Origin of the sequence: Actinomyces oris, from assembly GCF_001553935.1 — a bacterium.
Taxonomy (GTDB): domain Bacteria; phylum Actinomycetota; class Actinomycetes; order Actinomycetales; family Actinomycetaceae; genus Actinomyces; species Actinomyces oris_A.
On sequence record NZ_CP014232.1, the window covers coordinates 2,717,964 to 2,743,987 of the forward strand.

16 protein-coding genes and 1 riboswitch are annotated in these 26,024 nt (G+C 69.3%); of the genes, 9 read left to right on the forward strand and 7 right to left on the reverse strand.

Annotation, left to right across the window (positions count from 1 at the left end; all coding sequences use genetic code 11):
- Nucleotides 1-27 precede the first annotated feature (27 nt).
- From AXE84_RS10965 to AXE84_RS10985, 5 genes are all read left to right on the forward strand, one after another.
- The gene (locus AXE84_RS10965; RefSeq protein WP_081093163.1) at nucleotides 28-9,480 is read left to right on the forward strand and encodes a type I polyketide synthase; all 9,453 of its coding nucleotides are present in this window, start codon (nucleotides 28-30) and stop codon (nucleotides 9,478-9,480) included.
- Nucleotides 9,481-9,623: 143 nt separating this feature from the next.
- Nucleotides 9,624-10,130 carry a holo-ACP synthase gene (locus AXE84_RS10970; protein WP_060957897.1) on the forward strand — a complete coding sequence of 169 codons (507 nt, stop codon included), beginning with the start codon at nucleotides 9,624-9,626 and terminating at the stop codon, nucleotides 10,128-10,130.
- Between the two features lie 265 nt (nucleotides 10,131-10,395).
- Entirely contained in the window at nucleotides 10,396-11,889 is a 1,494-nt protein-coding gene (gene putP / locus AXE84_RS10975) for a sodium/proline symporter PutP (RefSeq protein ID WP_010615234.1), read from the forward strand.
- A gap of 138 nt (nucleotides 11,890-12,027) precedes the next feature.
- A riboswitch (FMN riboswitch) is annotated at nucleotides 12,028-12,178 on the forward strand.
- Between the two features lie 133 nt (nucleotides 12,179-12,311).
- The gene (locus AXE84_RS10980) at nucleotides 12,312-13,307 is read left to right on the forward strand and encodes an ABC transporter permease (protein WP_060957898.1); all 996 of its coding nucleotides are present in this window, start codon (nucleotides 12,312-12,314) and stop codon (nucleotides 13,305-13,307) included.
- Between the two features lie 65 nt (nucleotides 13,308-13,372).
- Nucleotides 13,373-14,356 carry an ABC transporter substrate-binding protein gene (locus AXE84_RS10985; protein ID WP_060957899.1) on the forward strand — a complete coding sequence of 328 codons (984 nt, stop codon included), beginning with the start codon at nucleotides 13,373-13,375 and terminating at the stop codon, nucleotides 14,354-14,356.
- A gap of 56 nt (nucleotides 14,357-14,412) precedes the next feature.
- On the opposite strand, the gene hisG is transcribed toward AXE84_RS10985, so the two are convergent.
- Both hisG and AXE84_RS10995 read right to left on the reverse strand, forming a co-directional pair.
- Complete coding sequence (hisG, locus tag AXE84_RS10990) at nucleotides 14,413-15,258, reverse strand: ATP phosphoribosyltransferase (protein ID WP_010615231.1); 846 nt, start codon at nucleotides 15,256-15,258, stop codon at nucleotides 14,413-14,415.
- Between the two features lie 57 nt (nucleotides 15,259-15,315).
- Nucleotides 15,316-15,579 (reverse strand): phosphoribosyl-ATP diphosphatase, encoded by a 264-nt coding sequence (locus AXE84_RS10995; RefSeq protein WP_010615230.1) that lies wholly within the window; start codon nucleotides 15,577-15,579, stop codon nucleotides 15,316-15,318.
- Nucleotides 15,580-16,291: 712 nt separating this feature from the next.
- Between AXE84_RS10995 and AXE84_RS11000 the strand changes: the two genes are divergently transcribed.
- Both AXE84_RS11000 and AXE84_RS11005 read left to right on the forward strand, forming a co-directional pair.
- Complete coding sequence (locus tag AXE84_RS11000; protein ID WP_081093208.1) at nucleotides 16,292-16,930, forward strand: DUF6318 family protein; 639 nt, start codon at nucleotides 16,292-16,294, stop codon at nucleotides 16,928-16,930.
- Between the two features lie 263 nt (nucleotides 16,931-17,193).
- On the forward strand, nucleotides 17,194-17,790 hold the full coding sequence (locus AXE84_RS11005; protein ID WP_060957900.1) for a hypothetical protein: 597 nt from the start codon (nucleotides 17,194-17,196) through the stop codon (nucleotides 17,788-17,790).
- Between the two features lie 225 nt (nucleotides 17,791-18,015).
- On the opposite strand, the gene AXE84_RS11010 is transcribed toward AXE84_RS11005, so the two are convergent.
- The 5 genes from AXE84_RS11010 to AXE84_RS11030 all read right to left on the reverse strand — a co-directional run bounded on the left by AXE84_RS11010 (nucleotide 18,016) and on the right by AXE84_RS11030 (nucleotide 23,893).
- A complete protein-coding gene (locus AXE84_RS11010; RefSeq protein ID WP_060957901.1) occupies nucleotides 18,016-19,701 on the reverse strand; it encodes a hypothetical protein in 1,686 nt (561 codons plus the stop codon).
- Entirely contained in the window at nucleotides 19,698-20,489 is a 792-nt protein-coding gene (locus AXE84_RS11015; protein ID WP_060957902.1) for an ABC transporter ATP-binding protein, read from the reverse strand. Before AXE84_RS11015 ends, AXE84_RS11010 begins: the two co-directional genes overlap by 4 nt.
- A 98-nt stretch (nucleotides 20,490-20,587) precedes the next feature.
- The gene (locus tag AXE84_RS11020; protein ID WP_060957903.1) at nucleotides 20,588-21,343 is read right to left on the reverse strand and encodes a response regulator; all 756 of its coding nucleotides are present in this window, start codon (nucleotides 21,341-21,343) and stop codon (nucleotides 20,588-20,590) included.
- Complete coding sequence (locus tag AXE84_RS11025) at nucleotides 21,340-22,728, reverse strand: sensor histidine kinase (RefSeq protein ID WP_060957904.1); 1,389 nt, start codon at nucleotides 22,726-22,728, stop codon at nucleotides 21,340-21,342. Before AXE84_RS11025 ends, AXE84_RS11020 begins: the two co-directional genes overlap by 4 nt.
- Nucleotides 22,721-23,893, reverse strand: a complete 1,173-nt coding sequence (locus AXE84_RS11030; RefSeq protein ID WP_060957905.1) for a DUF3866 family protein — start codon at nucleotides 23,891-23,893, stop codon at nucleotides 22,721-22,723. The genes AXE84_RS11025 and AXE84_RS11030 overlap by 8 nt, the downstream gene beginning before the upstream one ends.
- Before the next feature lie 68 nt (nucleotides 23,894-23,961).
- Between AXE84_RS11030 and AXE84_RS11035 the strand changes: the two genes are divergently transcribed.
- Together AXE84_RS11035 and AXE84_RS11040 are read left to right on the forward strand one after the other, a co-directional pair.
- Entirely contained in the window at nucleotides 23,962-24,999 is a 1,038-nt protein-coding gene (locus AXE84_RS11035) for a helix-turn-helix transcriptional regulator (RefSeq protein ID WP_208854557.1), read from the forward strand.
- 2 nt (nucleotides 25,000-25,001) lie between these two features.
- Nucleotides 25,002-26,018, forward strand: a complete 1,017-nt coding sequence (locus AXE84_RS11040; protein WP_060958260.1) for a helix-turn-helix transcriptional regulator — start codon at nucleotides 25,002-25,004, stop codon at nucleotides 26,016-26,018.
- Nucleotides 26,019-26,024 lie beyond the last annotated feature (6 nt).

A 26,024-nucleotide genomic window follows, 5' to 3' on the forward strand; every position in this document is an offset into this window, starting at 1 on the left:
GTCGCAACACCGAAGGACACCACTACCGTGCACACGAACTCGCAAGCCCCCAGCCCCGCGACCACCATCGCTGAGCGCCTGAGCGGAGGCGAGCCCTACATCATCACCTTCGGCGGCCAGGCCACCCCCTGGCGCCAGACGCTGGCCGACCTGGTTTCCCTGGACCACGCCCTGGCCGCTGACGTCGTGGCGGTCGACCGGGCCGTGGCCGAGCGTCTGGCCCCCGTATCCACCGACCTGCTCACCGTGACCCCGCGCGGCTCGAGGCTCCTGGACGACGAGGCGGCCCCGGTCTCCCCTCAGCACCGCACCACCGCCGACGGCGCCGATGTCTCCGTGCCCGGCATCCTCGTGGCCCAGCACGCCGCCCTAGCCTCCCTGCCCGGCGCCGGCATCGACCCGGTCGCCCACGCCCCGGTGAGCGCCATCGGCCACTCCCAGGGCGTCCTGGGCGTCAGCCTGCTCCAGGCCGTGCAGGCCGGCGAGCGCGAGCGCGTCATCGAGGTCCACGCCATAGCCCGCCTCATCGGTGCGGCGGCCACCCGCACCACCCGCCGCCTCGACCTGGGCACGGTGGGGGAGTCCACCCCCATGCTCTCGGTCCGCGGCGTCACCCGCAGCGTGCTCGACGCCGTCCTGGCCCGAGTCCCCGGCTCGGAGCGGATCTCCGTGGGCGTGACCAACGGCCGTCAGGCGCACATCCTCTCCGGGCGCCCGGCCGACCTCGAGGCCGTCGTCACCGCGCTGGAGGCCGCCGCCGCCCGCAGCGCCAAGGCCCGTAAGGACCGCCGTCGCGGGGGTGCCGTGCTGGCCCCGGTCACCGAGTTCCTCACCACCTCGGTCCCCTTCCACACCCCGCTGCTCGCCGGTGCCGTCGACGACGTCGCCGCCTGGGCGGCCGCCTGCGGCCTGAACGAGAAGCTCGCCCGCGACCTGGCCACCGCCGTGCTCATCGACCCGGTCGACTGGCCCGGTCTGGTCACCGAGGCCCTCGCAGCCGGATCGGACGCACCGGTGCGCACCGTCCTGGACCTGGGGCCGGGCAACGTCCTGGTCCGTCTCACCGAGGGCGTCGTGGCCGGCACCGGCACCACCGTCGTGCCCGCCGGGACCGCCAAGGCCATTGACGACCTCGACCGCACCGGCGCGGCCCCCCGGCCCGGCGTCGACCGCTCCCGCTTCGCCCCGCGCATCACTCGCCTGCCCGACGGCCGCCTCACCCTTGACACCGCCTTCACCCGCCTGACCGGGCGCAGTGCGGTGCTGCTGGCGGGAATGACCCCCACCACCGTGGATCCCGCCATCGTGGCGGCCGCCGCCAACGCCGGCTACTGGGCCGAGCTCGCCGGTGGGGGCCAGACCACTCCCGCCGTCCTGACCGAGAACCTTCAGGGCCTGGAGAAGGCCCTCGAGCCCGGGCGCACCGCGGCCTTCAACGCCATGTTCATGGACCGCTACCTGTGGAACCTGCACCTGGGGACCCAGCGCCTGCTGTCCAAGGCCCGCGCCGGGGGCGCCCCCATCGACGGCATCACCATCTCCGCCGGGATTCCCGAGCTCGAGGAGGCCACCGCCCTGCTCGAGCGCCTCCACGCCGAGGGCTTCCCCTACATCGCCTTCAAGCCCGGCACCGTGGACCAGATTCGTCAGGTCCTGGCCATCGCCCGCGCCGTGCCCGACAGCCCCGTCATCATCCAGATCGAAGACGGACACGCCGGTGGCCACCACTCGTGGGAGGACCTGGACACCATGCTCCTGGCCACCTACGACGCCATCCGCGCCGTGACCAACGTGGTGCTCGTCGTCGGCGGCGGCATCGGTACGCCCACCCGCGCCGCCGACTACCTCACCGGCCGCTGGGCCGAGGCCTACGGCACGGCTGCCGCCCCCGTCGACGGTGTCATGATCGGCACCGCCGCCATGACCTGCCTGGAGGCCAAGACCAACGACGACGTCAAGCAGCTCCTCGTCGACACCCCTGGAATCCCCGAGGACTCCGGGGTCGAGGGCGGCTGGGTCGCCTCCGGGGAGTCCATCGGTGGGATGACCTCCGGACTGTCCCACCTGCGCGCCGACCTCTACGAGATCGACAACTCCTCGGCCCGGGCCTCCCGCCTCATCCAGGAGCTAGCCGGTGACGAGGCCGCCATGGCCGCACGCCGCCAGGAGATGATCGACGCCCTGGCCAAGACCGCCAAGCCCTACTTCGGCGACGTGGAGGAGATGACCTACCTTCAGTGGGCCACCCGCTACGCCGAGCTGTGCGTCGCCCCCCACGAGGGGCGCAGCGCCACCCGCGCCGACTGGGCGGACGAGGGCTGGTACGACCGCTTCATCGACCTGCTGCACCGCATCGAGGCCCGCCTGAGCCGGGCCGACCACGGCGAGATCCCCACGCTCTTCGCCGACTACGACGCCGTCATCGACTCCGACGCCGCCCTGGCCGCACTGGCCGAGCACTACCCGTCGGCCGCCTCCACCCTGGTGGAGCCCGTCGACGCCGCCTGGTTCGTCGACCTGTGCCGCAAGCACCCCAAGCCCGTGCCCTTCGTGCCCGTGGTCGACGCCGACATCCTGCGCTGGTGGGGCACCGACTCCCTGTGGCAGTCCCAGGACCCGCGCTACACCGCTGACCAGGTGCGCATCATCCCCGGTCCGGTCGCCGTTGCCGGCATCACCACCATCAATGAGCCGGTCGGCGAGCTGCTGGGCCGCTTCGAGACCGCCGCCGTCGAGGCCCTCCAGGAGGCCGGCACGGGTGAGCAGGAGGCCGCCGGCCGCCTGGGCGCAGCCCCCGCCGTGGCCGACGGCGTCCTGGCAGCTCCCGTGGCCGACGCCAAGGAACTCGTCCAGGTGGCCCCCCACGTCCTGTGGAACGGCCACCTGACGGTCAACCCGGCCACCGTCCTGGACGACGACGCCTACAACGTCGTCGCCCGCCCGGACGTGGCCGAGGACGCCTACGACCTCGACATCCGCCTCGACACCCACTGGGACGGCACTCCCGGCGGAGATGAGATCCACGCCGTGCGCCGCCTCGTCGTGCCGCTGCGCCTGGCCCGCGCCTGGGACGGTGCCGCTCCACTGGTCGACCCCGAGCGCATCAGCGAGACGATGAACGACCTGCTGCGGGCCACCGCCGGCGTGGGGGCCGTGTCCATCACGGGAGACGACGTCGACCACCTGCCCGAGGTCCGCCCCGCGCAGGCCGGGGCCACGGACGTCCTGGGACGCCCCACCACCCAGCCCTTCGGCACCATCCACGGCTCCTTCACCCTGGCAAGCACCCTGGGCCACGACCACGCCTCGGTGACCGCCGACGCCCTGCCATCGGACCTGTCCGCCGCGCCCTTCGTGCCTGACGCCCTGCTCGGCCCCTGCTGGCCGGTGGTCTACGCCGCCCTGGGCAGCGTCGTCGAGGACGGCATGCCGCTCATCGAGGGCCTGCTCGGTGCCGTCCACCTGGACCACACCATCGACCTGCACCTCACCCTCCACCAGCTCCAGGAGGCCGCAGCCACGACCAGCCCCACGATCAACGTCACCGGCTGGGTCGCCGCACTGGAGGAGTCCAGCGCCGGCCGCGTCGTCGACGTGCGCCTGGAGCTGACCGACGCCACCGACGGCACCGTTGTGGCACTCATGCGTGAGCGCTTCGCCATCCGCGGCCGCGCCTCCGGCAACGCCGTGCCCAGCGCCCCCGAGCTCGCCGGCGGCACCGGACGCGAGACGGCCCCGGCCGCACGCCGCATCCTGCGCCGCACCACCGTCACAGCACCCGCGGACATGACCGCGTTCGCCCGGGTCACCGGTGACTTCAACCCGATCCACACCTCCTACAACGCCGCCCACGTGGCCGGCATGGAGGCCCCGCTCGTCCACGGCATGTGGCTGTCGGCCACTGCCCAGCAGGTGGCGGCCTCCACCGCGGCCGACGGCTCGCGCCACGTCCTAGCCGGCTGGACCTACGTCATGACCGGTCCGGTCGAGCTGAGCGACGACGTCGAGATCACCGTGGAGCGCACCGGACTGGTGGTCGGCGGCGGCTACGTCCTGGAGGTCGTCTGCCGCATCAACGGCGAGGTCGTCTCCCGCGGCACTGCCGTGACGACGCCCGAGCCCACCGCCTACGTCTACCCCGGCCAGGGCATCCAGGCCCCCGGCATGGGCCTGGACGAGATGAACTCCTCCAAGGCCGCCCGGGAGATCTGGGAGCGGGCCGATGCCCACACCCGTGCCGAGCTGGGCTTCTCCGTCATCAACCTGGTGCGCGACAACCCCACCGAGATGACCGCCCGCGGCGTCACCTACCGCCACCCCGAGGGCCTGCTCAACCTCACCCAGTTCACCCAGGTGGCTCTGGCCACCGTCGCCATGGCGACCACTGCGCGCCTGGCCGAGGCCGGTGCCCTGGTGGACAGCGCCGCCTTCGCCGGCCACTCCCTGGGCGAGTACACGGCGCTGAGCGCCTATGGGCGCGTCATGCCCGTGGAGACGACCATCTCGATCGTCTTCCAGCGTGGCTCCACCATGCACTCGCTGGTGCCCCGTGACGCCGATGGCGCCTCGAACTACCGCATGGGCGCGCTGCGCCCCAACCAGGCGGGCATCAAGGCCGACGAGGTCGAGGCCTACGTGCGCTCGATCTCCGAGGCCACCGGCGAGTTCCTCCAGATCGTCAACCACAACCTGGCCGGCGTGCAGTACGCCGTGGCCGGCACGATCAAGGGCCTGGACGCCCTGGCCGCGGACGCCCGTGCCAAGGCCAAGGCCCGCGGGGGCAAGAACCCCTTCATGTTCGTCCCCGGCATCGACGTGCCCTTCCACTCCGAGGTGCTGCGCCCCGGCGTGCCGGAGTTCCGTGGCCGCCTGCTTGAGCTCGTCCCTGAGGACCTGGATGTCGCGCGCCTGGTGGGCCACTACGTTCCCAACCTCGTGGCCCGGCCCTTCGCGCTGACCCAGGACTTCGCCCGTTCGATCCTTGAGGTCGTGCCCTCCGAGCCCGTTGAGGAGATCCTGGCCGACTGGGACTCCTGGGTGAAGCGCCCCACCGAGCTGGCCCGAGTCCTGCTCGTAGAGCTCCTGGCCTGGCAGTTCGCCTCTCCGGTGCGCTGGATCGAGACCCAGGAGGTCCTGCTGTCCTCCCCGAGCGAGGGCGGCCTGGGGATCGAGCACATCGTTGAGGTGGGCCTGGCCAATTCACCCACCCTGGCGAACCTGGCCACCAACACCCTGCGTCTGCCCCAGCACGCCGGGCGCCACGTCACCGTGCACAACGCTCGTCGCGACGAGGCCCGGGTGCTGGCCACCGACACCGACCCAGCCGTCGAGCTCACTGAGCCGGACTTCGACGTCCCGGCCGCCGAGGAGCCGGCTGCTGAGGCCCAGGCTCCCGCGCAGGCCGCTGCTGCCGAGCAGGCTCCCGCCCCCGCGGCCGAGGCCGCACCCGCTGGTCCGGCTCCAGCCGCAGCCGGACCGGTGGACGACCTGCCCTTCGGTGCGACCGACGCCCTGACGGTGCTCCTGGCCCACGCCTCGCGCATCCGCCCCGAGCAGATCGGCGCCACGGACACCACCGAGACGCTCACTAACGGAGTCTCCTCGCGCCGTAACCAGCTCCTCATGGACCTGGGCACCGAGCTCGAGCTCGCCTCCATCGACGGTGCCGCTGACGCCGACATGACGGCCCTGGCCGCCACGGTCGCCAAGGGCGCCCCCGGCTACAAGGCCTTCGGTCCGGTCCTCACCGAGGCCATCCGCGTGGGACTGGGCCGCCTCTTGGGCCCCTCCGGCGTGCGCGCCTCCCGTATCGCCGACCGCGTCACCGGCACCTGGGGACTGGGGCAGGGCTGGGTCTCTCACGTGACCGCCGCCCTGTTCCTGGGCACCCGGGAGGGCGCCTCGATGCGCGGCGAGGACCTGGCCTCCCTGGGCTCCTCGGCCCCGCTGACCAGTGCGAGCGCCGTGGACTCCCTCATCGACTCCGCCGTCCAGGCCGTCGCCGCCGACCACGGTGTGAGCGTCGCCAAGCCGAGTGCCGGCGGTGCCGGGGGCGCAGTGGTCGACTCCGCGGCCCTGGACGCCTTCGCCCAGAGCGTCACCGGCTCCGAGGGTGTCCTGGCCACCACGGCCCGCACCCTCCTGGACGCCCTGGGGCTGGCCGAGAAGGCCACTGTCCCGGCTGATGCCGATGACGAGGCCTCCCGTACCCGGGCCGCCATGGCCGCCCTGGACGCCGAGCTCGGCGCCGGATGGGTCAAGTCCGTCACCCCGGCCTTCGCCCCTGAGCGCGCCGTCCTCATCGATGACCGCTGGGCCACGGCCCGTGAGGACGTCGCCCGCCTTGGCTCCGGCGAGACCGACCTGGACGCCTCCCGCCGGCTTCTGGCCCCCGAGCGCTTCGTGGGTCTGGGACAGGCAGTGGCCGATCACGCCACCTGGTGGGCCAAGCAGGCCAAGGCCTCCGACCTGGCCGACGGCGCCGAGCGCACCGCCGTCCTGACTGCGATCGCCCAGGCCGCGCCGAAGACCCCGCAGGCCGGTGACGCCACAGTGCGCTGGTCCGAGGACGTCGCCGTCGTCACCGGTGTGGCCCCCGGGTCCATCGCCGCGGCCGTCGTCGGGGAGCTGCTGGCCGGTGGCGCCACCGTGGTGGCCACCAGCTCGCGCCTGACCCACGAGCGCCTCGAGTTCGCCACCACCCTGTACCGCGAGCACGCCGCGGCCGGCGCCAAGCTGTGGATGGTTCCCGCGAACCTGTCCTCCTACCGAGACGTCGACGCTCTGGCGGAGTGGATCGGCAACGACCAGGTGGTCACCTCCGGCGGCTCCACCAAGGTCGTCAAGGAGGCCCTGGTTCCCACCCTCCTGTTCCCCTTCGCCGCGCCGCGCGTCTCGGGCACGCTGGCCGACGCCGGCCCGGCGGCCGAGTCCCAGACCCGCCTGCTGCTGTGGTCGGTGGAGCGCACCATCGCCGCTCTGAGCGCCATCGGCACCGACACCCACGTCGACCACCGTCTGCACGTGGTCCTGCCCGGCTCCCCGAACCGGGGCACCTTCGGCGGTGACGGCGCCTACGGCGAGGTCAAGTCCGCCCTGGACGCGATCGTCAACCGCTGGTCCTCGGAGCGGGCCTGGGCCCAGCGCGTCACCCTGGCCCACCCGCGCATCGGCTGGGTCAAGGGCACCGGCCTCATGGGCGGTAACGACCCGCTCGTCGCCGCTGTCGAGGCAGCCGGGGTGCGCACCTGGACCACGGAGGAGATCGCCTCCGAACTCACCGGCCTGTGCACCACCGAGGTGCGCACCCAGGCGGCTCAGGCCCCGGTGAACGCCGACCTCACGGGGGGACTGGGTGACGACATCGACCTGGTGGCCCTGCGTGAGAACGCCGCCGCGCAAGCCGCTGCGCCCGCCGAGGAGACCGAGGCCCCAGCCGTCATCAAGGCCCTGCCCACCCCGGTGGTGCCGACCCAGCCCACCGCCCCCCAGTGGGGCGAGGTGAGCGCCGACCTGGATGACCTCGTGGTCATCATCTCCACCGGAGAGGTCTCCACCTGGGGATCGGGCCGTACGCGCCGCGAGGCCGAGCTGGGAATGAGCGGCGGGGAGGACGTCGACCTGACCGCCGCCGGCGTCCTCGAGCTCGCCTGGGGCATGGGTCTGCTCACCTGGCAGGACAGCCCCAAGGCCGGCTGGTACGACACCGACGGAGAGATGGTCGAGGAGTCCGACATCCTGGAGCGCTACCGCGACGAGGTCGTGGCCCGCTGCGGTATCCGCGAGTTCGTCGACGACGGTGTCATCGCGCCGATCGCCGACGAGGAGGTCACCGTCTACCTCGACCGCGACATCACCCTGTCGGTTCCTGACGAGGCCACGGCCCGCACCATCGAGGCCTCCGACCCCGAGCACACGCTCGTGGTTCCCGACGCCGAGACCGGCGAGTGGACTGTCACCCGACTGGCCGGCTCACTGGCCCGGGTGCCGCGACGCGCCGCGCTGTCGCGCACGGTCGGCGGCCAGTTCCCGCGCGACTTCGACCCGGAGCGCTGGGGCATCCCCGCCTCGATGACCCAGGGCATGGACCCGATCGCCTCCTGGAACCTGGTCACCGCCGTCGACGCCTTCCTGTCGGCCGGCTTCACCCCGGCCGAGCTCCTCAAGGCCGTCCACCCCTCCGATGTGGCCTCCACGCAGGGCACCGGGTTCGGTGGCATGGAGTCGATGCGCAAGATGTTCGTCGGCCGGTTCCTGGGGGAGGAGCGTCCCAGCGACATCCTCCAGGAGGCCCTGCCCAACGTCGTGGCCGCCCACGTCATGCAGTCCTACATCGGCGGCTACGGCGCCATGGTCCAGCCGGTGAGCGCCTGCGCCACCGCAGCCGTCTCCATTGAGGAGGGCTGGGACAAGATCGCCCTGGGCAAGGCCGACGTCGTCGTGGCCGGCGCCATCGACGACATCTCGATCGAGTCGGTCGTCGGCTTCGGCAATATGAACGCCACCGCGGAGGCCGCGGCCATGCGCGCCAAGGGCATCTCCGACCGCCACTTCTCACGCGCCAACGACCGCCGTCGCGGCGGATTCGTGGAGGCCGAGGGCGGCGGCACGGTGATCCTGGCCCGTGGCTCCGTGGCGGCCCGTATGGGGCTGCCGGTGTCCGGTGTGGTCGGTTTCGTCTCCTCCTACGCCGACGGTGCCCACACCTCGATCCCGGCACCCGGCCTGGGCGCCCTGGGCGCCGGCCGCGGCGGGCGCAGCTCGCGCCTGGCCAAGGCCCTGGCGGCCCTGGGCGTGGAGGCCGACGACATCGCACTGGTCTCCAAGCACGACACCTCCACCGGTGCCAACGACCCCAACGAGTCCGAGCTGCACACGCGTCTGGCGCGCGCCCTGGGACGCTCCGAGGGCAACTCGCTGGTGGCGGTCTCGCAGAAGACCATCACCGGTCACGCCAAGGGCGGTGCCGCCGTCTTCCAGGTCGCGGGCCTGACCGAGATCCTCGCCTCCGGTGTGGCTCCCGGTAACGCCTCCCTGGACGTTGTGGACGCCCCCCTGGCCAAGGACGCCTTCTGGGTGTGGCCGCGCAGGCCCATCCGTCTGGCCGGTCGTGGTGGCCAGGACGGGCGCGTCCCGGGCGCCGGCCCGGTGCGAGCCGGTCTGCTGACCTCGCTGGGCTTCGGACACGTCTCCGGCCTCATCGCGATCGTCCACCCCGGTGCCTTCGAGGCCGCCCTGCGGCAGGCCGAGGGCCAGGAGGCGGTTGACGCCTGGCTGGCCTCAGCCAATGCCCGCCTGGCCGCCGGCACTAGGCGCCGCCGCGCAGGCATGATCGGTCGGGCCCCGCTGTTCGAGCAGGTTCAGGGCCGTCGTCTGGGGGAGGAGTCCAAGCAGCGCGACCCGCATGAGGTCGAGGCCGCCATGCTGCTCGACCCTGAGGCCCGTCTGGGCTCCGACGGCGTCTACCACGCGGGGGAGTAACCACCTCATCTCAGCGCTCACAGGACCGGTTTCACGGCTAATGGGTTCCATTTCCGTGGAACCGGTCCTGTCTGTGCTCGCACAGTCTTTCCAAAAGGAAATTCCTCGATGATTTGTAAGCTCTTCTTCATTGGGGCTCGGCGATGACAAAGCCGCGGCTTCCAGATGCTCCACAGCCTTCCCCCGGTTCTGCTGTTGTGTCAGTGGGTACGGACCTGGTGCACATTCCGGGTTTCTCCGCCCAGCTCGATCAGCCCGGCAGCGTCTTCGCACAACGCGCCTTCACGGCGCGCGAGCTCCGAGAGGCCCGAAGTCGTTCGCAGGAGAGGGGAACGACCCCGGCCCAGCACCTGGCAGCGCGATGGGCGGCCAAGGAGTCCTTCATCAAGGCCTGGAGCCAGGCACACGTTCTGTGTGCAAAATGTCGCGGAACGAGTACCTCTCCGGTTATCCTGGCCGAGGACGTCGACTGGCGTGAGATCGAGGTTGTCACCGATCGGTGGGGCCGGCCTTCTTTGCGCCTGAGCGGCACCGTTGCCCAAGCTGTTGAGCACAGCCTCGGAGAGGAGGTATCAACCCCAGGGTGTTGGCCGGTTTCCTTGAGCCATGACGGCGATTACGCCGCGGCCATCGTCCTTCACGTGCGTTGAGTCGTACCCACACAGAAGGAACGATGAAGAAACCTCGACCATGATCCAGTGAGCGGTCACTGCTGCCCGTCAAGTCATGTCACGTACGGATGTCCACATCATCCGAGGCGCTTGTCTGTCACTCATGGTCACGCCATCAGAAACATCAACGACGAGCCGCGATATACCGCGCACGCCGACCTGAATCGTTCAAGAGGCTCCAGAAGTCCTCTCTCCAACGGCGGTAGCGGTGTATCTCTTCTCTGACCGACGTGAGGACATATAGATGACTGCCACTACCTATCAAGCCATCGCGATGATCGTCTACTTCGTGGCCATGCTCGCCATCGGGGGCTGGGCCTATCTGCGAACGGACAACTTCGACGACTACATGCTCGCCGACCGCGACCTCAATCCTTGGGTGGCGGCACTGTCGGCGGGAGCCTCGGACATGTCGGGGTGGCTGCTGATGGGACTGCCGGGAACCCTGTACGTCAGTGGACTGGTCGAGGGATGGATCGCCGTCGGACTGACGGTCGGGGCCCTGGCCAACTGGCTGCTGGTGGCTCCTCGTCTGCGCGCCTACACCGAGGTCGCCAACAATTCGATCACCGTCCCCAGCTTCCTGGACAACCGACTCCACGACACGCATCGGTTGCTGCGGTGGTCCAGTGGTCTCATTATTCTGGTCTACTTCACCTTCTACGTCTCCTCCGGCATGGTCGCCGGCGGCCGTTTCTTCGAGTCCTCCTTCGGAATGGACTATCGCCTCGGCATGGTCATCGTCGCCGCCATCACCGTGGTCTACACGCTGATCGGCGGGTTCCTGGCCGTGTCCTACACCGACTTCGTCCAGGGCGTCATGATGGTGACCGCCCTGGTCATGGTGCCCGTCGCGGGTGTCATTCGGCTCGGGGGACTGTCCAACCTGAGGCAGGCCATCGCCGAGGTCGACCCTCACTACTGGGTCATCTGGGGGCCGACGACGACGCTGCTCGGCGTCATCTCGGCGCTGGCCTGGGGCCTGGGCTACTTCGGCCAGCCGCACATCATCGTCCGGTTCATGGCTATCCGCAGCCCCAGGGAGGCCGTGGCCGGAGGCACCATCGGAATCGGCTGGATGCTCTTCGCCGTGCTCGGTGCAGCCGGCACCGCGATCGTGGGCGTGGCCACCTACCAGCACGACAAGAAGCAGCTGGCCGACCCGGAGACCGTCTTCATCACCCTGGGCAAGCTGCTCTTCCACCCGTTGGTCGCCGGATTCATGCTGGCTGCCATTCTGGCCGCCATCATGTCGACGATCTCCTCCCAGCTGCTCGTGACCTCCTCGGCGCTCATCGAGGACCTGTACGGTTCCTTCGCCCGCACCCGGGAGGAGAAGATCAGCGGCAACCGCATGGTGCTCTACTCACGCATGGCAGTCTTCGCCATCGCATTGGTCGCGGCGGTCATGGCCTGGAACCCCAGTAAAACGATCCTCGACCTCGTGGCCTTCGCCTGGGCCGGCTTCGGCGCCTCCTTCGGCCCCACCATTCTGCTGTCGCTGTACTGGAAGCGCTTGAGCGCCATGGGAGCCTTCGCCGGAATGATCACCGGGGCCGTCGTCGTCATGATCTGGGGGAACGTCTCCGGTGGCCCGGGCGGCGTCTTCGACCTCTACGAGATCGTGCCCGGATTCCTGAGCAACCTCGCTGTGGCCGTGGCCGTATCTCTCGCAAGTCAGCCCTCCAAGGAGATCTCCGAGGAGTTCGACGCCGCCGTTGCGGCCTCACGGGCGTAGCCGGCCCACACCATTGCTCGCGGCGCTGTGGATCATCATGGCGCCTTGAGCGGTCCACGACTGCTGTGGTGACCCAGAACGATGGTCACCGCAGCGGCAGTGGCCCCGTAGCGATCAACGTTGTATCCTTGCGGCCAGCAACGTGCTCCGGGGTCGGTGAAAGTCCGAACCGGCGGTCACAGTCCGCGACCCGCTCGCACCGCAGCCGCTTGAGGCGGCCATGGATGCAGCGGCTGAGCCGGTGGAATCCCGGCACCGACGGTGAAAGTCCGGAGGGGAGGATGCGCGTGGCGCTCAGCGGGGAGACCCGCAGCTCGAGACAACGTCCCAAGCTCACGGACAGCCGTGAGCTCACCGGGAGGTGAACCGGGCGAGCGCCCAGCACGTGTGTGCGCCGACCGACGGCACACAGGCGGACCCCGGTGCAGCCGGGAGCACCCGTTCCCGGAACGATCCGGGAGGACACCGCCGTGTACAGCCCCAGCCCCATCGGCAAGGCCGCACGCTCCTACGCTTCCCCCACCGCAGTATCCCGCGATGCCCACGAGCCGGTGACGTCCTCAGGCTCGCCAGCGCCCTCGCCGTCGGGGTCTGCCTCAGAGTCGCCGCGCACAGTTCCGGCTCACCATGAGCCTCGTATCCGCGCAGTAGGCCGTCGCGGCCCGTGGCCGGCGTTCCTTCTCGGCGCTACTCTGCTCGTCGCGTGGCAGGCCGCCGCGGCCTCAGGCGCCGTTCCGGCGATCTTCCTGCCCAGCCCGCTGGCCGTCGTCAACCGGATGTGGCTGGGCCTGACCCAGGCTGGGCTGGCCGCCTACGCCGGGGTGACGCTCAAGGAGGCGCTGCTGGGTTGTCTGCTGGCTGCGGCCTTTGCGCTGCCACTGGCCTGGGTGCTGCACCATTGGCGGTTCTTCTCCCGGGCGGTGCTGCCCTATGTCGCTGCGAGCCAGGCGGTTCCCGGTATCGCCTTAGCCCCGCTCCTCGTCCTGTGGATCGGCTACGGCACTCTGCCGGTGGTGATTCTGTGCGCCTTTATGGTGTTCTTCCCCATCACGATCACCGTGCTTCTGGGGCTGCGGGGCCTGGACACTGACGTCATCGACGCCGCCCGGCTCGACGGCGCGCACGGGCTGAGCATGCTCGTGCACATGGAGCTGCCCATGACGCTTCCGGCGATCTACACCGGACTGCGCACAGGGTTCACCCTGTCGATCACCGGCGCGGTCGTCGGAGAGATGATCATGGGCGGTGACGGCCTGGGAATGCTGTTGTCCACGCAGCGCGACAAGGTGGACACCACGGGCATGTTCTCCACCATTGCCCTCCTGTGCATCCTGGCCACCACCATCCACTGGGCGCTCCACGAGCTCGAGCAGCGCAGCCGCACGGTGGACGCCCTGCGTGGCCGGCGTGCCGGCTGAGCTGCCCGACCATCGCGCCCTCGCTCCCATCGCCCTGCCCTGATCCGCCTGGAAAGGAAACACTCATGCCCCTCTCGCGCCGCCACCTGCTCGCCAGTGGTCTCGTCCTGAGCGGAACCGGCGTGCTCGCCGCCTGCTCCTCACAGTCAAGCAGCCCACTGACCATCGGCCTGACCTACACGCCCAACATCCAGTTCGCCCCCATCTACATGGCAAAAAAGAACAGCAAGTACGCCTCCGGGGTGAGCCTGCGTCATCACGGGGCCCAGGAGGGGCTCTTCGACGCTCTTCTGAGCGGAAAGGAGCAGCTTGTCGTGGCGGGAGCCGATGAGGCCGTCGTCGCCGCCTCCAACGGGTCTGACCTTGTCGTCGTCGGCGGCTACTACCAGTCCTATCCGGCCTGCCTCATCGTGCCGGAGAGCTCGCCAATCAAGACACCCGCGGACCTCAAGGGCAAGACCGTCGGCACGCCGGGACGCAAGGGGGAGACCTGGTACGCCCTCCAACTGGCCATGGACACCGCCTCGCTGAGCGAGTCCGACCTGACGATCCAGGACATCGGCTACACCCAGCAGGCTGCGCTCGTGGGTGGCAAGGTTGACGCCGTCGTCGGCTTCTCCAACAACGACGCCGTGCAGATCAAGCAGGCCGGCACCGCGGTGCGCACGATCCAGCCGTCCGAGTCGATCCCCCTCATCGGCGTCTCCCTGGTGACGACCCGCAAGCTGTTGGACTCCAGGCGTGAGGACCTTCAGGCGGCGGTCAAGGCCTCAGTGGAGGGCATGACCGCGTTCGTCAAGGATCCTGACGCCGCGGTCGAGGCGACCAAGGAGTACGTGCAGGACCTGGTTGACTCCACTCAGGCCGCCAACGCCCGCGAGGTCGCCGTGGCCACGGGCAAGCTGGTCAGCGGGGAGGGCAAGGCGGCCGTCGGCTCAGTGCGGGTCGACGACTTCACACCGATGATCGAGTTCCTCGCCTCCCACAAGATCCTGGGCGACAAGAAGACACCCAAGGCCGCCGATGTCTGCGTGCCCCTGGGGCAGTAGAACGCAGGGGAGTGGGCCAGGGCGTCCGCCCCGGAAACGTCACCGGGGGAAGGCGTCTACAGCCGGCAGGCCAACAGTGAGGAGACGAGGATGGCGCGCGCCCCGACCTCGTAAAGCTCGTCCATGACCCGGTTCATGTCGGCTCGCGGGACCATGGCGCGTACCGCCACCCAGTCGGGGTTCTGCAGCGGGGAGACAGTGGGGGACTCGATGCCCGGGGTGAGGGCCGCCGCCAGGTGCAGCTTGTTCATGGGGATGTCGTAGTCGATGAGCACGTAGGCGCGGGCGCGCAGCACCCCCTCCAGCCGCCGTACGAGCGTGGCCAGCCCGGGCTCTGCGCGGAACTGCTCGGTGGTAATGAGCACGGCCTCGCTGACAAGGATCGGGTCCCCGAAGGTCTCCAGGCCGGCGGCCCGCAGCGTTGTTCCGGTCTCGACGACGTCGGCGATGAGGTCGGCAACGCCCAGCTGGACGGAGGACTCCACGGCGCCGTCGAGGTGAACGGTCTGGGCATCCACGCCCCTGGCGGCCAGGTAACTGCGCACCAGGACGTCATAGGAGGTGGCCACGCGGCGTCCGGCGACATCGGCCAAGGAGCTCATCGTGCCCTTGGGGGCGGCGAAGCGGAAGGTGGAGCGGGCGAAACCCAAGGGCAGGTGCTCGACGGCGTCGACCCCGGAGTCCAGGAGCAGGTCGCGGCCGGTGATGCCGGCGTGGACGGTGCCTTGACCGACGTAGACGGCGATGTCGCGCGGCCTCAGGAAGAACAGCTCGACGTCGTTGGCCTCGTCGACGAGCACGAGCTCGCGGCCGGTACGGCGGGTGCGGTAGCCCGCCTCGGAGAGCATGGTGATGGCGGGGTCGGACAGGGAGCCCTTGTTCGGGACAGCAATACGCAGCACAGCGGTTCCTGATCTGTGGTGGGGGAGTCGAGTAGGAGGCGCGAGGGGCCTGGGGGCCTACAGGTAGCGGTAGACGTCCTGAAGGCTGTAGCCCTTGGCGACCATCATGACCTGGGCGTGGTAGAGCAGCTGGCTGATCTCCTCGCAGGCGGCCTCATCGGACTCGTGCTCGCAGGCCATCCAGGCCTCGGCGGCCTCCTCCACGAGCTTCTTGCCGATGAAGTGGACCCCACGGTCCAGTTCCTCCACGGTCCCGGAGCCCTCAGGGCGGGTGGCCGCCTTGTGCTGCAGCTCGTCGAAAAGGTCCTCAAAGGTCTTCATGGACCTAGGCTATCGGAAAGCCGGTGAGACACTGACCGACCGTTGTCCCATGACCTCGGTAGAACCGGGCCGGCTCGCAGCGCTCGGTGCTGGTGACGCAGACAGCCATCTCCGAGTGACGTTTTGCCCCGAGGCGACGGCAGGCCTCTATGGCCGCAGAGACCAGCTGCCGCAGATTGATTCAATCCCGGATGGAGGCGTCTCTGGCTGCCCGGGGCGGCTGACCTCATCGCCACCGGCCAGATGCTCGGGATGAGCCCGACGATCGGCAACTACGCGAAGTCTGCTGCCCCTTGTGAGGGGCTTGAGGCCGTCCCACCCTGAGGTTTTCCACAGGGTGTCCTTGGGGGCTGGTGTGGGGGTGTTGGGGCGGGTAGTGTCAATACACCGTCTGGACGGGCAGTGTCGCCCGACCTGGCGGGGTACGAGTTGTTTCGGTGGCGAGGAGGCTTCCGTGATGAGTGCGTCCCTACGATCTGCTGCGCCCGTGGGTGCGCGGCAGCCAGTTCCCGGTCCGGGCCGGTGGAGAGTGTCGCAGCGGGGCTGTGCCGCGCACGGCCGTGGCGGCCGGCTGAACTGTCATGGCATTAGTGAGTCTGCGGAGTGGGCCCGGCTGGCGGTCGGGCCGGAGTGGTTGAGCAGGCCGGTGCTGTTGGGGCGCGGTCGGCGGCCAGGGACTCGTCTTGGACGTCGGAGGGGTGTGTCTGGGCTGGTGGCGGTGTGTGTGCTGGCGCTGGGGGTGGCGGCCTGCTCGGCAAGGGACGCCAAGGCGGAGGCCAGCGCGAGCGCCAGCGCCAGCGCGTCAGCGGCTATTGCTCGGGCCGAGAAGGGCATCGCGGATGCCAACGCCAGCGCGACCGCCTCGCGCGAAGCCGCCCTGACTCCTGAGCTGCGCGCCAAGCGCGACGCCGCCCTGGCCGAACCCGCCCCGGCCAAGCCCCCACAGCTGAACGAGGAGAGCGCCGAGGGCGCAGCAGCCAGCGTCGGCTACTTCCTCAACCTCTACCGCTACGCCTTCATGACCGGGAAAACCAAAGAGGTTGACTCCATGAGCGAGAACGGATGCGTCTTCTGTAAATCAGTGATCGACCGAGCAAATCAACTACACAAAGATGGAGGATGGGCTGATAAGTGGGACCAAGACATCACGAACGTCAGGTACTACGACAAACTCGAAGGATATGATTACAGTCGAATCGAGGCAACCATAAACTACGGAGAAATGACCTCTTATTCTGGGGGAAGTTGGGAAAAGAGTGTTGCACCTCCCACCGAAGGACAGAAAGTGCGTTTCGCCATTAGGTACGTCAACGGGGGCTGGGCGATCCGGGAAGGTGAAGTACTGCAATGAACCATACACCTTCCTCTATTGCTGCCTATCTGATCTTATCGTTGACATTATTTGTTTCGGTCGAGGCTGCCGCTCTCGGCATTGGTTGCGACAATGAGGGAAATAGTAAAGACTCTTCGGGAACTAATGTTCAGTTAGGTGCAAACAACTCGGGTGACTCGACTGAGTTTACCGGAGATAAGCAGGTAACCATCGAATCTCCATCGTCAGGAGAAGGAGACCCTTCATCCAGTTCTCCAACCGTTCAGGCTTCGGATCCGTCGATGTGGGAGGAGCAGTCGCATCGGGAGTGCTCGCCCGAGAAGGACGCCTACGGGCTGGACAAGTACAAGTGCAACCTGGCCACCCTCAACCGCCCCGGTGGGCCCGACCAACCCACCACCGCCGGTGGTCCGCGTACGGTCACGGTCACCACCCGTCAGGCCGCCACCTTGATCGCCTCGGGCTCAGGCATCACCCGCCAGCCCCCAGGACCCAAGGTCATCATCTCCAAGGCCTTCATCGTCTACACCAACCCCGCCGTGCGCTACCAGACCACCACCATCCTGGGCACCTCCATCGAGGTGGAGTTCACCCCCACCTCCTACACCTGGGGCTGGGGAGACAGCACCACCACAACCACCACCGACCCAGGAGCCCTCTACCCCCACCAGACCGTCACCCACCACTACCAGCACACCGCCACCGGCGTCACCACCACCCTGACCACCACCTGGACCACCAGGTACCGCCCCGCCAGCGAGGACCAGTGGCGGCCCATCGAGGGCACCATCACCACCACCGAGACCTCCACCCCCTACGACCTGGTCCGCATCGTCACCTACCTCACCGACGACGCCGAAGAAGCCCAAGGCCACTAACCCCCACACCCAGCACCCACGCCCACACCCCACACCGCCCACCTCACTCCACAACCGGTGTCACAAACGGCGACTTTTAAGACCACACCCGGCCCGACAACCACCGCACCCTGACACATATGCGCAGGCCAGAGCCCCACAGGCCCAGGCACGCCAGCCGACGAACAGCCTAAAAGTCGCCAACCGTGACACCGAGGGCGCACGGCACACCGACACCACCCCCACTCAGTCCCGGATGGCGGCGCGCCGGGCACCTAGGGCCGCTGTCCCCATCGCCACCGATCCGACGAGCAAGCTGAGGACGACGATCATCAGCCAACGCTCGGGGAACTGGTGAGCGATACTCATCCAGACCCAGGGGGCCAGCCGCCACAGCCAGGTGGCCGCCAAGACCTCGTTACCGCCGATGAGCAGCCCCATGATGACAAGGATGATGTTGAGGACGATCGCCACGACGATCCGGGTGCTCAGAGCCACCGCCAGGCTGACGGCCGCGATCATGAAGGCAACGACCGGCATCACCATGAACCCGTAGACCGGGCCGGTCACCGCCGGCAGGTTCGGGTCGGTGCGGGTCAACGTGTCGCCCAGGACCGTCATGCCCCAGGAGGCGCCCAGGACCGGGATGAGGAAGAACCCACTCAAGACCGCAGCTGAGGTCAGGATGGCCCCGGCACCTCGGCGGGTGATGAGCGCACGCCAGGCAGGTTGGAGACGTCCCCACACCGTGATGCCGACGAGGGCTGCGGCAACCGGCACTCCCATGAGCTCGAGGAAGCTCTGCCCGTACCCGGGTGGGTACACGATGTGGAGGATCCCCAGGAAGGCGAGCAGCAGGACCGCCAGGACCACCCACACGATCCAGGGCAGAACGCCGGCCATCGCCAGGACGGCACTGCGCGGCCCGGGAACACGGGCCATACGGGTGGTGGGCGTGGCTCCACGAATCGGGATGCTTTGGGGTCGCGCGCCCGGGGCCTGCTCCAGTGACTGCACCGAGACGGTCTCCGACTGATCGTCAACGGCATCCCTTCCGCCAGGAAGCAGTCGGCTGAGCCGGGAAACCGACGACGCCGAGGCCCCAGCACCACCAGAAACCCCACAGAGCACGGCCAGTCCGACGCCGGCCAGGGTCAGGCCGATCGTCAGCAGGAACCCGGGCAGGAGCGGGTAGCCCCACACCGGCGAGTCTGCCTCAAGCAGCACGCTGCTGCCGTGAACACCCAGCAGAGGCAACGGGACCCTCGCCGTCCAGGCCCACGGGAGCATCCACCAGTCGCTCCGCTCGGCCTGGACCACGCCCGCCACGGACCAGACGAAGCCGAGGACAGGGGCGACCCCTACGGAAACAACTCGCAGCACGTGGAAGGCTGCCATGCCCCAGGCGCAGGCGCCGGTGACGACGATCCACATGTAGGTGGCGAACAGCAGGTACCGGTCCCAAGGACCCCAGCCGTTGCCAACGATCAGGGCGTGCCCCACCACCGGGGCGACCAGCGCCACCTGGCAGGCCAACGCGGACAGGCTCAGGACCACGAGGCGGGCACCCGCCACCCGGCGCGGCGCGACGGCGCGCCATGCCGTCCCACCCTGACGCCACCGCTGCTCACGCCACTGGGCCATCGCCCCGGTCAGCAGCCCCAGAGGCACGGCGAAGCCCCCGGCATACATGTGCATCCACGCCAGGGCATTGCCGTTCCACTGGAGCTCCGTGACCACTCCTGAGGAGATTGAGGCGTTCGCCAGGATGATGGTGTGAACGGTGAAGATGAGAGTCGCCCCGATCACGCCCCAGGTGAAGGTGCGCCGACTGCGGGTGAACTCAGCGCGCACCAGGTCCCACAGGCCTACTCTCACCTTTGCCGTCCCCTGTGCCTTCACCCGGGTCTGCGGCTGCACAACGGTGCTCATGCGCGCACCTCCGTCCCGACAGGGCGTCCGCTTCCGGTGACTGCCGCCAGGAATGCCGCCTCCATGGCCCGTTCGTCGTCGGCGTCGGCGAAGTCGGCCAGCGGCCCCTCGTAGACGAGGCGCCCGGTCGCCAGAACCCCGATGTCGTCACTCATGCGGGCGATCTCCCCGAGCTGGTGGCTGGAGACGACGACAGTGCGTCCCTCGTCAGCCAGGTTCCGCACGAGATCACGCAGCTCGATAATGCCCTGAGGATCCAGTCCGTTCTGGGGCTCGTCGAGGATGAGGACCTCCGGGTCGGTCAGAAGCGCCATAGCCAGAGACAGGCGCACCTTCATGCCCGTGGAGAAGGAGCCAGCACGCTTCCTGCCGACTCCAGCCAGCCCGACACGCTCCAAGAGCGGGGCAATGGCCTGCGGCGAGGTACCGGTCAGACGGCAGTGGACGAGCAGGTTGCGTCGCGCGGACAGCTGGGGAAAAAGGGCGGGGCCGTTAATGGAGGCCCCCACCTGGGCCAGGCTGCGACGGGAGAAGGGAGCACCCTGAATCTCCACACGCCCAGCGTCGGGTGTGAGCAGCCCCAGGGCGATGTTGAAGGCGGTCGACTTGCCCGCCCCGTTGAGACCGAGCAGCCCGTAGACACGGCCGGGATAGGCCGACAGGTCCAGATCGGTGAGGACCTTCTGGCGACCGAATGACTTGGAAATCCCGGCGAGCCTGAGACCGGGCGTCAGGCCGACGGCGTGGGCGGGGGAGGGGGGAAGTGATGATACTGCGGTGGCTGTCATGGTTCCATGCTCGTGCGCACCAGTACCTCAACGGATCCCCACCAGGGATACAGTCCGCATCCGCTCCCACACTCCCGTCTCCTCCCTGAGGAGGAGAGCTACCGCGGCTGGACGAGTCCCGTGGTCAGGGCGTAAATGACGAGCTCGACCCGGTTGTGGCAGCCCGTCTTACCCAGGATCGTCTTGACATGGGACTTGACCGTCGACTCGGCGACATGGAGCCGCTCACCGATACTGGCGTTACTCAACCCCTGGCACACCAACGCGAGTACGGCGTCCTCCCGAACAGTAAGAGCCTCGTAGGGACCCGACGGCGCCCCCACAACGGGCACAGCCCCATCGATCGGTGCCGACCGGGAGGCCGACGACGGCGGGGCACCAGGTCCGGTACCTGCATCAAGATGCGCCAGAACGGTTCCGGTGACGGCCGGATCCAGCCAGGACCCTCCGCCGGCGACGACGCGGATCGCCTCCAGCAGTGTCGCCGGCTCGGCGTCCTTGAGGAGGAAGCCGTGGGCGCCGGCACCCAGCGAGGCCAGGACGAGCTCCTCATCATCGAAGGTGGTCAGGACCAGAACCCGCAACGAGGCAGTGGCCGGTGCGGCACGCAGCTCGCGAATGGCACTGACCCCGTCCAGGACCGGCATCCGCAGATCCATGAGCACAAGGTCGGCCCCTGCGTGGAGACCGGTGGCTCGAGCGGTCAAACCCTCCACGGCCTGACGCCCGTTGACGGCCTCCAGAACCACCTCCATGTCGGGCTGTGCAGCCACGAGAGCACTGAAGGCACTGACCAGCAGCGGCTGATCGTCGACAACAGCCACCCTGATAACACCGGTCGTCCTGGTCGTCATCTGCAGTCTCCTGATTCTGTCTCGCCGGCCGTCATGGCGCTCGCGGGCAGCTCGAGCGGCGCCACCGGGAAGTCGACATCAATGGTGAAGAAGCTGTGGTCCCCGTTGTTGTGGACGCCGTGGGTCATGGTTCCGCCCACGAGCCTGAGCCGCTCCTCGAGGCCGACGAGTCCGCTGCCACCGAAGGGGGAGTGCTCTGCGACGTCGGGCACCGGGTTGGCGACGTGAAGGTGGCAGGAGTCCTGCGACAGTGTCAGGCTCAGCTCGATCTGGCCGGTTCCGTGCCTGACGGCATTGGTGAGGGTCTCTCCTACCAGACGCACGAGGGTGAGGCGTTGTATCGCAGACCACGCCGAGTTGCACCGCTCCAGGACCTCCGGTTCGGGAAGCACGGCGCTGATCCGGCTCCCCGAACTGCGAGTGGTCTCGATGAGGGCCGGGATGGTCCGCAGGTCCGCCAGGGGAGTGATCTCGCCGGCGTCGGAGCGCAGCACGGAGACGAGCTGGCGCACGGAGGCCAGGGAGGCATCGGCCGTGTCACGCACCGTGGTCAGGGTGCTGCGCAGCCGTTCCTCGCCTCCCAGGGCCAGGCCGGTGGCGGCCTGCACCTTGATCGTGGTGAGGCTGTGGCCCACCAGGTCGTGGAGCTCTCGGGCCAGGCTGAGGCGCTCGGCCGCAACCGCCTGGGCCGCGGCGATGCCAACGTCGAGGGCCTGGCTCTCGGCGATCCGGCGCCGGGAGGAGGCCAGCAGGTAGGTGAGTACCACGGCACCGACGAAGACCAGGCTGGAGAGTGCTCTGACCAGGAGGATGGTTCCGTCCCAGCCGGAGCCTGTCGTCGGGTCGGCGTCTGATTCGTAGGGCGGGGTGTAGGAGGCGAGGGTAACGGGGTTGACCAGGGCGCCGGCCAGAGCCAGCAGGAGTGCCGCCGTGCCCCAGCGCCGGTCGGGCTCCCAGCGGGTGACGGTGTAGAGACTGGTGATGGCCGTGGCGATGATCGGGTTGAGGCCGAGGTTGACGGGAGAGAGGACCACGAGGATCGCGTAGGCCGCCAGCAGGGCGTAGGTCGCGATGAAGGAGACACGCAGGAGACGCAACCGTCCGAACTGCGTCAGCGCCAGCGCCAGACACAGGGCGAAGTCCGCAACATAGATGGCATAGCCGCCGAAGCGCAGGATGAAGGTGACCGACTCCAGTGCGAAGGCGAGGAAGACGATCCCCAGGGCGAGATCCACGACCGGGATCGAGTAGTGTGCCCAGCGACCTCCTCGTCCCGGCACCATGCGGTGACGGGCCTGCCAGTCGTAGGCCGCTGACAGACTCGCTGTCGTCGGCAGCACCGCGCTGCGGGCCGTCGCGCCCGGTTGGCCGTCTCGATCAGCCATGCGCTGTTCCCTCGTCCAGGACCCGCCGTGCGTGGCGACCGGCCGCCGCTGCGGCGATGAAAGCGGCCGCGTCCTCATCCAAACCTCGTCGCATGGTGGACAGCCTCACCCCGGTCTGCGCCTCCACCTCCCGCAGCAGCTCCAGGAGCCCGTCGGTGGGAACCTCGACGAGTCGGTGCTGCCCGGCGCCCGGCCGGGGCGCGCACAAGGCCTCGGCCTCCTGACGCACCTGTGCCCCCAGTGGCCCCTCCAGGTCGGGGACGACGACGTCGGCCCCCACCAGTGCGACTCGCCCGTAAGCCGTCATCGAGTGGTGGGACACGCCCCGGTGGCGGGCGCGGGCATCGGCGTCAGAGACACGCAGGCAGGCCACCGGGTGTCCGCCCAGCGTGGCGACGGCGTTGATTGCGTCCCCGCAGGCCACCCCGGAGAAGCCCCAGGGCGTCTCGGTGCCCAGATTGCCGGGCCCCTGGATGACGACGGCGGCATCGGCGTGCAGGACGTGCCGGGCCGCCAGGAGCGCGTTGTGAACGCTGACCGCCTCAATGTCACCGCCCCAGGCCTGCCCGGCCGTGATGGTCCCGGTCAGCCACCCGGCCAGGCTCAGGGCGGCAACGACACGCGAGTAGGCCAAGGGCAAGGCCCCGCCGTCGGTCATGATGTAGGCGACTCGTGGCTGCTCCTGGCCGTCGGGGAAGCGCAGCCCGGCGAGCACCGCCGGCAGACTCGAGTGCAGGTCGGCCACCACCACCGGCATCCCCTCCAGATGGAGGCTGCCGATCGGCTGGGACAGCAGGCCGTGGTGGGCCGTGCCCTGCTCGTCAACGCCGGTGACCATCACCTGGTCCGGCATGTAGCGGGCCTTGACGAGGTGCCCCTCGCGCGGAGGATCGGGGGGCAGGACGTCGAGGCGAGAGCTGACCATGGCGTGCCCACCCGTGCCCAGGGCACGGTCGAGGGCCGAGACCTCCAGCCTCACCCGCTCCCCAGAGTCGGGCAGCCCAGTGAGGGCCTCGTAGGCGACCGCACGGACCCGCTGGCCGGGCAGCAGGCCGTCCGCACCATTTGGGGCCCCGACGATCTCCACGTCCAGCTCGACGCAGGATCGCCCCACGGGTCCCCATGCCGTCCTGGTCCCGGTCACTACGCCGTCGCGCCACATCATGGCGGCAGACTATCCGGGCGCGCGCGCCACCAGCCGCAGGCCACCGGATTCTCCTAGGCTGGGGCACCGTGAGCCAGCCGACCCGTAGCACCGAGGAGCGCCTGGTGAGCCTTCTGCTCACCTTGCGCAACACCACCACCGGTCTCAGTGCCGAGGAGCTCGTGGCCAGTGTGCCGGGATACGGCTTGGCGGACCCCTCCACGAATCCGCTCTCGGCTCGCCGCAAGTTCGAGCGGGACAAGGACACGCTGCGCGAGCTCGGTATCGAGGTGACCACCACCGGACGCCCCGAGGAGCCCCGGTACCGGATCATCGAGGAGGACTACACCCTGCCCGCGCTCCACCTGAGCGCCGAGCAGGCCACCTGCCTGAGCCTGGCCGCATCCGCCTGGCGCGACGGCGATCTTCCCGCCACTGCCCGGAGGGCCCTGACCAAGCTGCGCGCCGTCAGCGAGGGACCGACCGGGGGCAGCCCCACCAGCCTGCCGGTCCTCACCGCGGACCTGTCCGGTGAGGAGATCCCCGAGGAGCTCATCACCGCGGTCGACGAGCGCCGCCTGGTCACCTTCGACTACGTCTCAGCCCGCTCGGGCAGCACCCGGGCCCGCACTGTCGAGCCGCACCACCTGCTCCTGGCCGAGGGCGCCTGGTACCTCGACGCCGTCGAGCCGGCAGGCGCCCACAGCCCAGACGCCAGCAGGCAACCGGAGGAAGCGGAAGGAACCGCCGTCGGGCTGCTGACCTTCCGACTGGCTCGCATCACTGGCTCAGTCACCGTTCACGGAAACCCCGGAGCCTTCACCCGGCTTCCCGCCAAGGCGCCCAGCCGCCAGCGCGCACTGCTCGCCGCCCTGCCGGGGCGGGCTCTAGGACTGCGCCTGGCCGGGGCCCACCTCGATCCGGTTCAGGCCTCTGCGGCCGACCTGCCGGCGCACCTGGAAGGCCGTGATCTCATCGCCGTCGAGTACGAGGATCCCTTCTCCTTCGCCGGAACCGTGGCAGCACTTGGCGACGCGGTCGTCGTCCTCGCCCCCGAGTCCTTGCGCCAGGCGGTTCTGTCCCACCTGCACGGCGCCGCCGGGCTTGCGGCACCGGAAGGGGAGTGACGATGGCGCGCGTATCCGCCTCCGACCAGCTCACGCGACTGCTGGCCCTGCCCGCCTGGGTCGCGGAGCACCCCGGCGTGACCGTCACGGAGGCCGCCAAGCACTTCGGCGTCACCCCGGCCGTCATTGAGCGCGACATCAACACGCTGTGGGTCTCCGGCTTGCCCGGAGGCATGCACGGGGACCTCGTGGACTTCGACGCCGCGGACTTCGAGGCCGGGCGCCTGCGCCTGTCCGAACCACTGGGGCTGGACCGCCCGGTTCGCCTCACCCGGCAGGAGGCGATCTCTCTGCTCATGGCACTCAGGGTGCTCGCCGATCTCTTGGCCGACGACGACGCCTCCGCACCCGTCATCGCCTCCACCCAGCAGGCGGTGACCGCCCTGCTCAGCTCAGGCGCCTCCACCGAGGACTCCGACGCCCGCGTCGATCCGGGAACCGTCACCACCACGGGCCCAGGCCCCGTACACGCCGGACGCTCCAGCCATGCGTCCCGGATCCTGGCCACGGTGCGCTCCGCCCTGCAGAACAGACGGCGCCTCCACCTGGTCTATGTCTCCGCCACCGACACCCCCTCGGAGCGAGACGTCGATCCCATCACCCTGGAAAGTGATGGATCACATATGACGCTGGTGGGCTGGTGCCTCAGTGCCCAGGCCCAACGCAGCTTCCGCCTGGACCGGATCACCTCGGCTGAGGCGCTTGACACCCCGGCCGTGCGGCATCGCTCCTCACGCAGAAGGAACCAGCCCGAGGCCGACCACTCCGCGAGCGACAGACCTCGCGCCACGCTGGTTCTCCAACCCACGGGCCGCTGGCTCGCCGAGCAGGTCCCGTACCTCTCGCAGGAGGAGACCGCGGACGGATGCCTCAGGGTCGTCGTCGAGGGACGCGACCGCGCCTGGCTCATCGGCCTGGTCCTCTCAGCGGGTCGCCATCTCGTGGCGGTGGAGCCCCCGGACCTCGCCCAGGAGGCGGCAGCATCCGCCAAACAGGCTCTGACCTCATACGACTGCTGAGCCCTG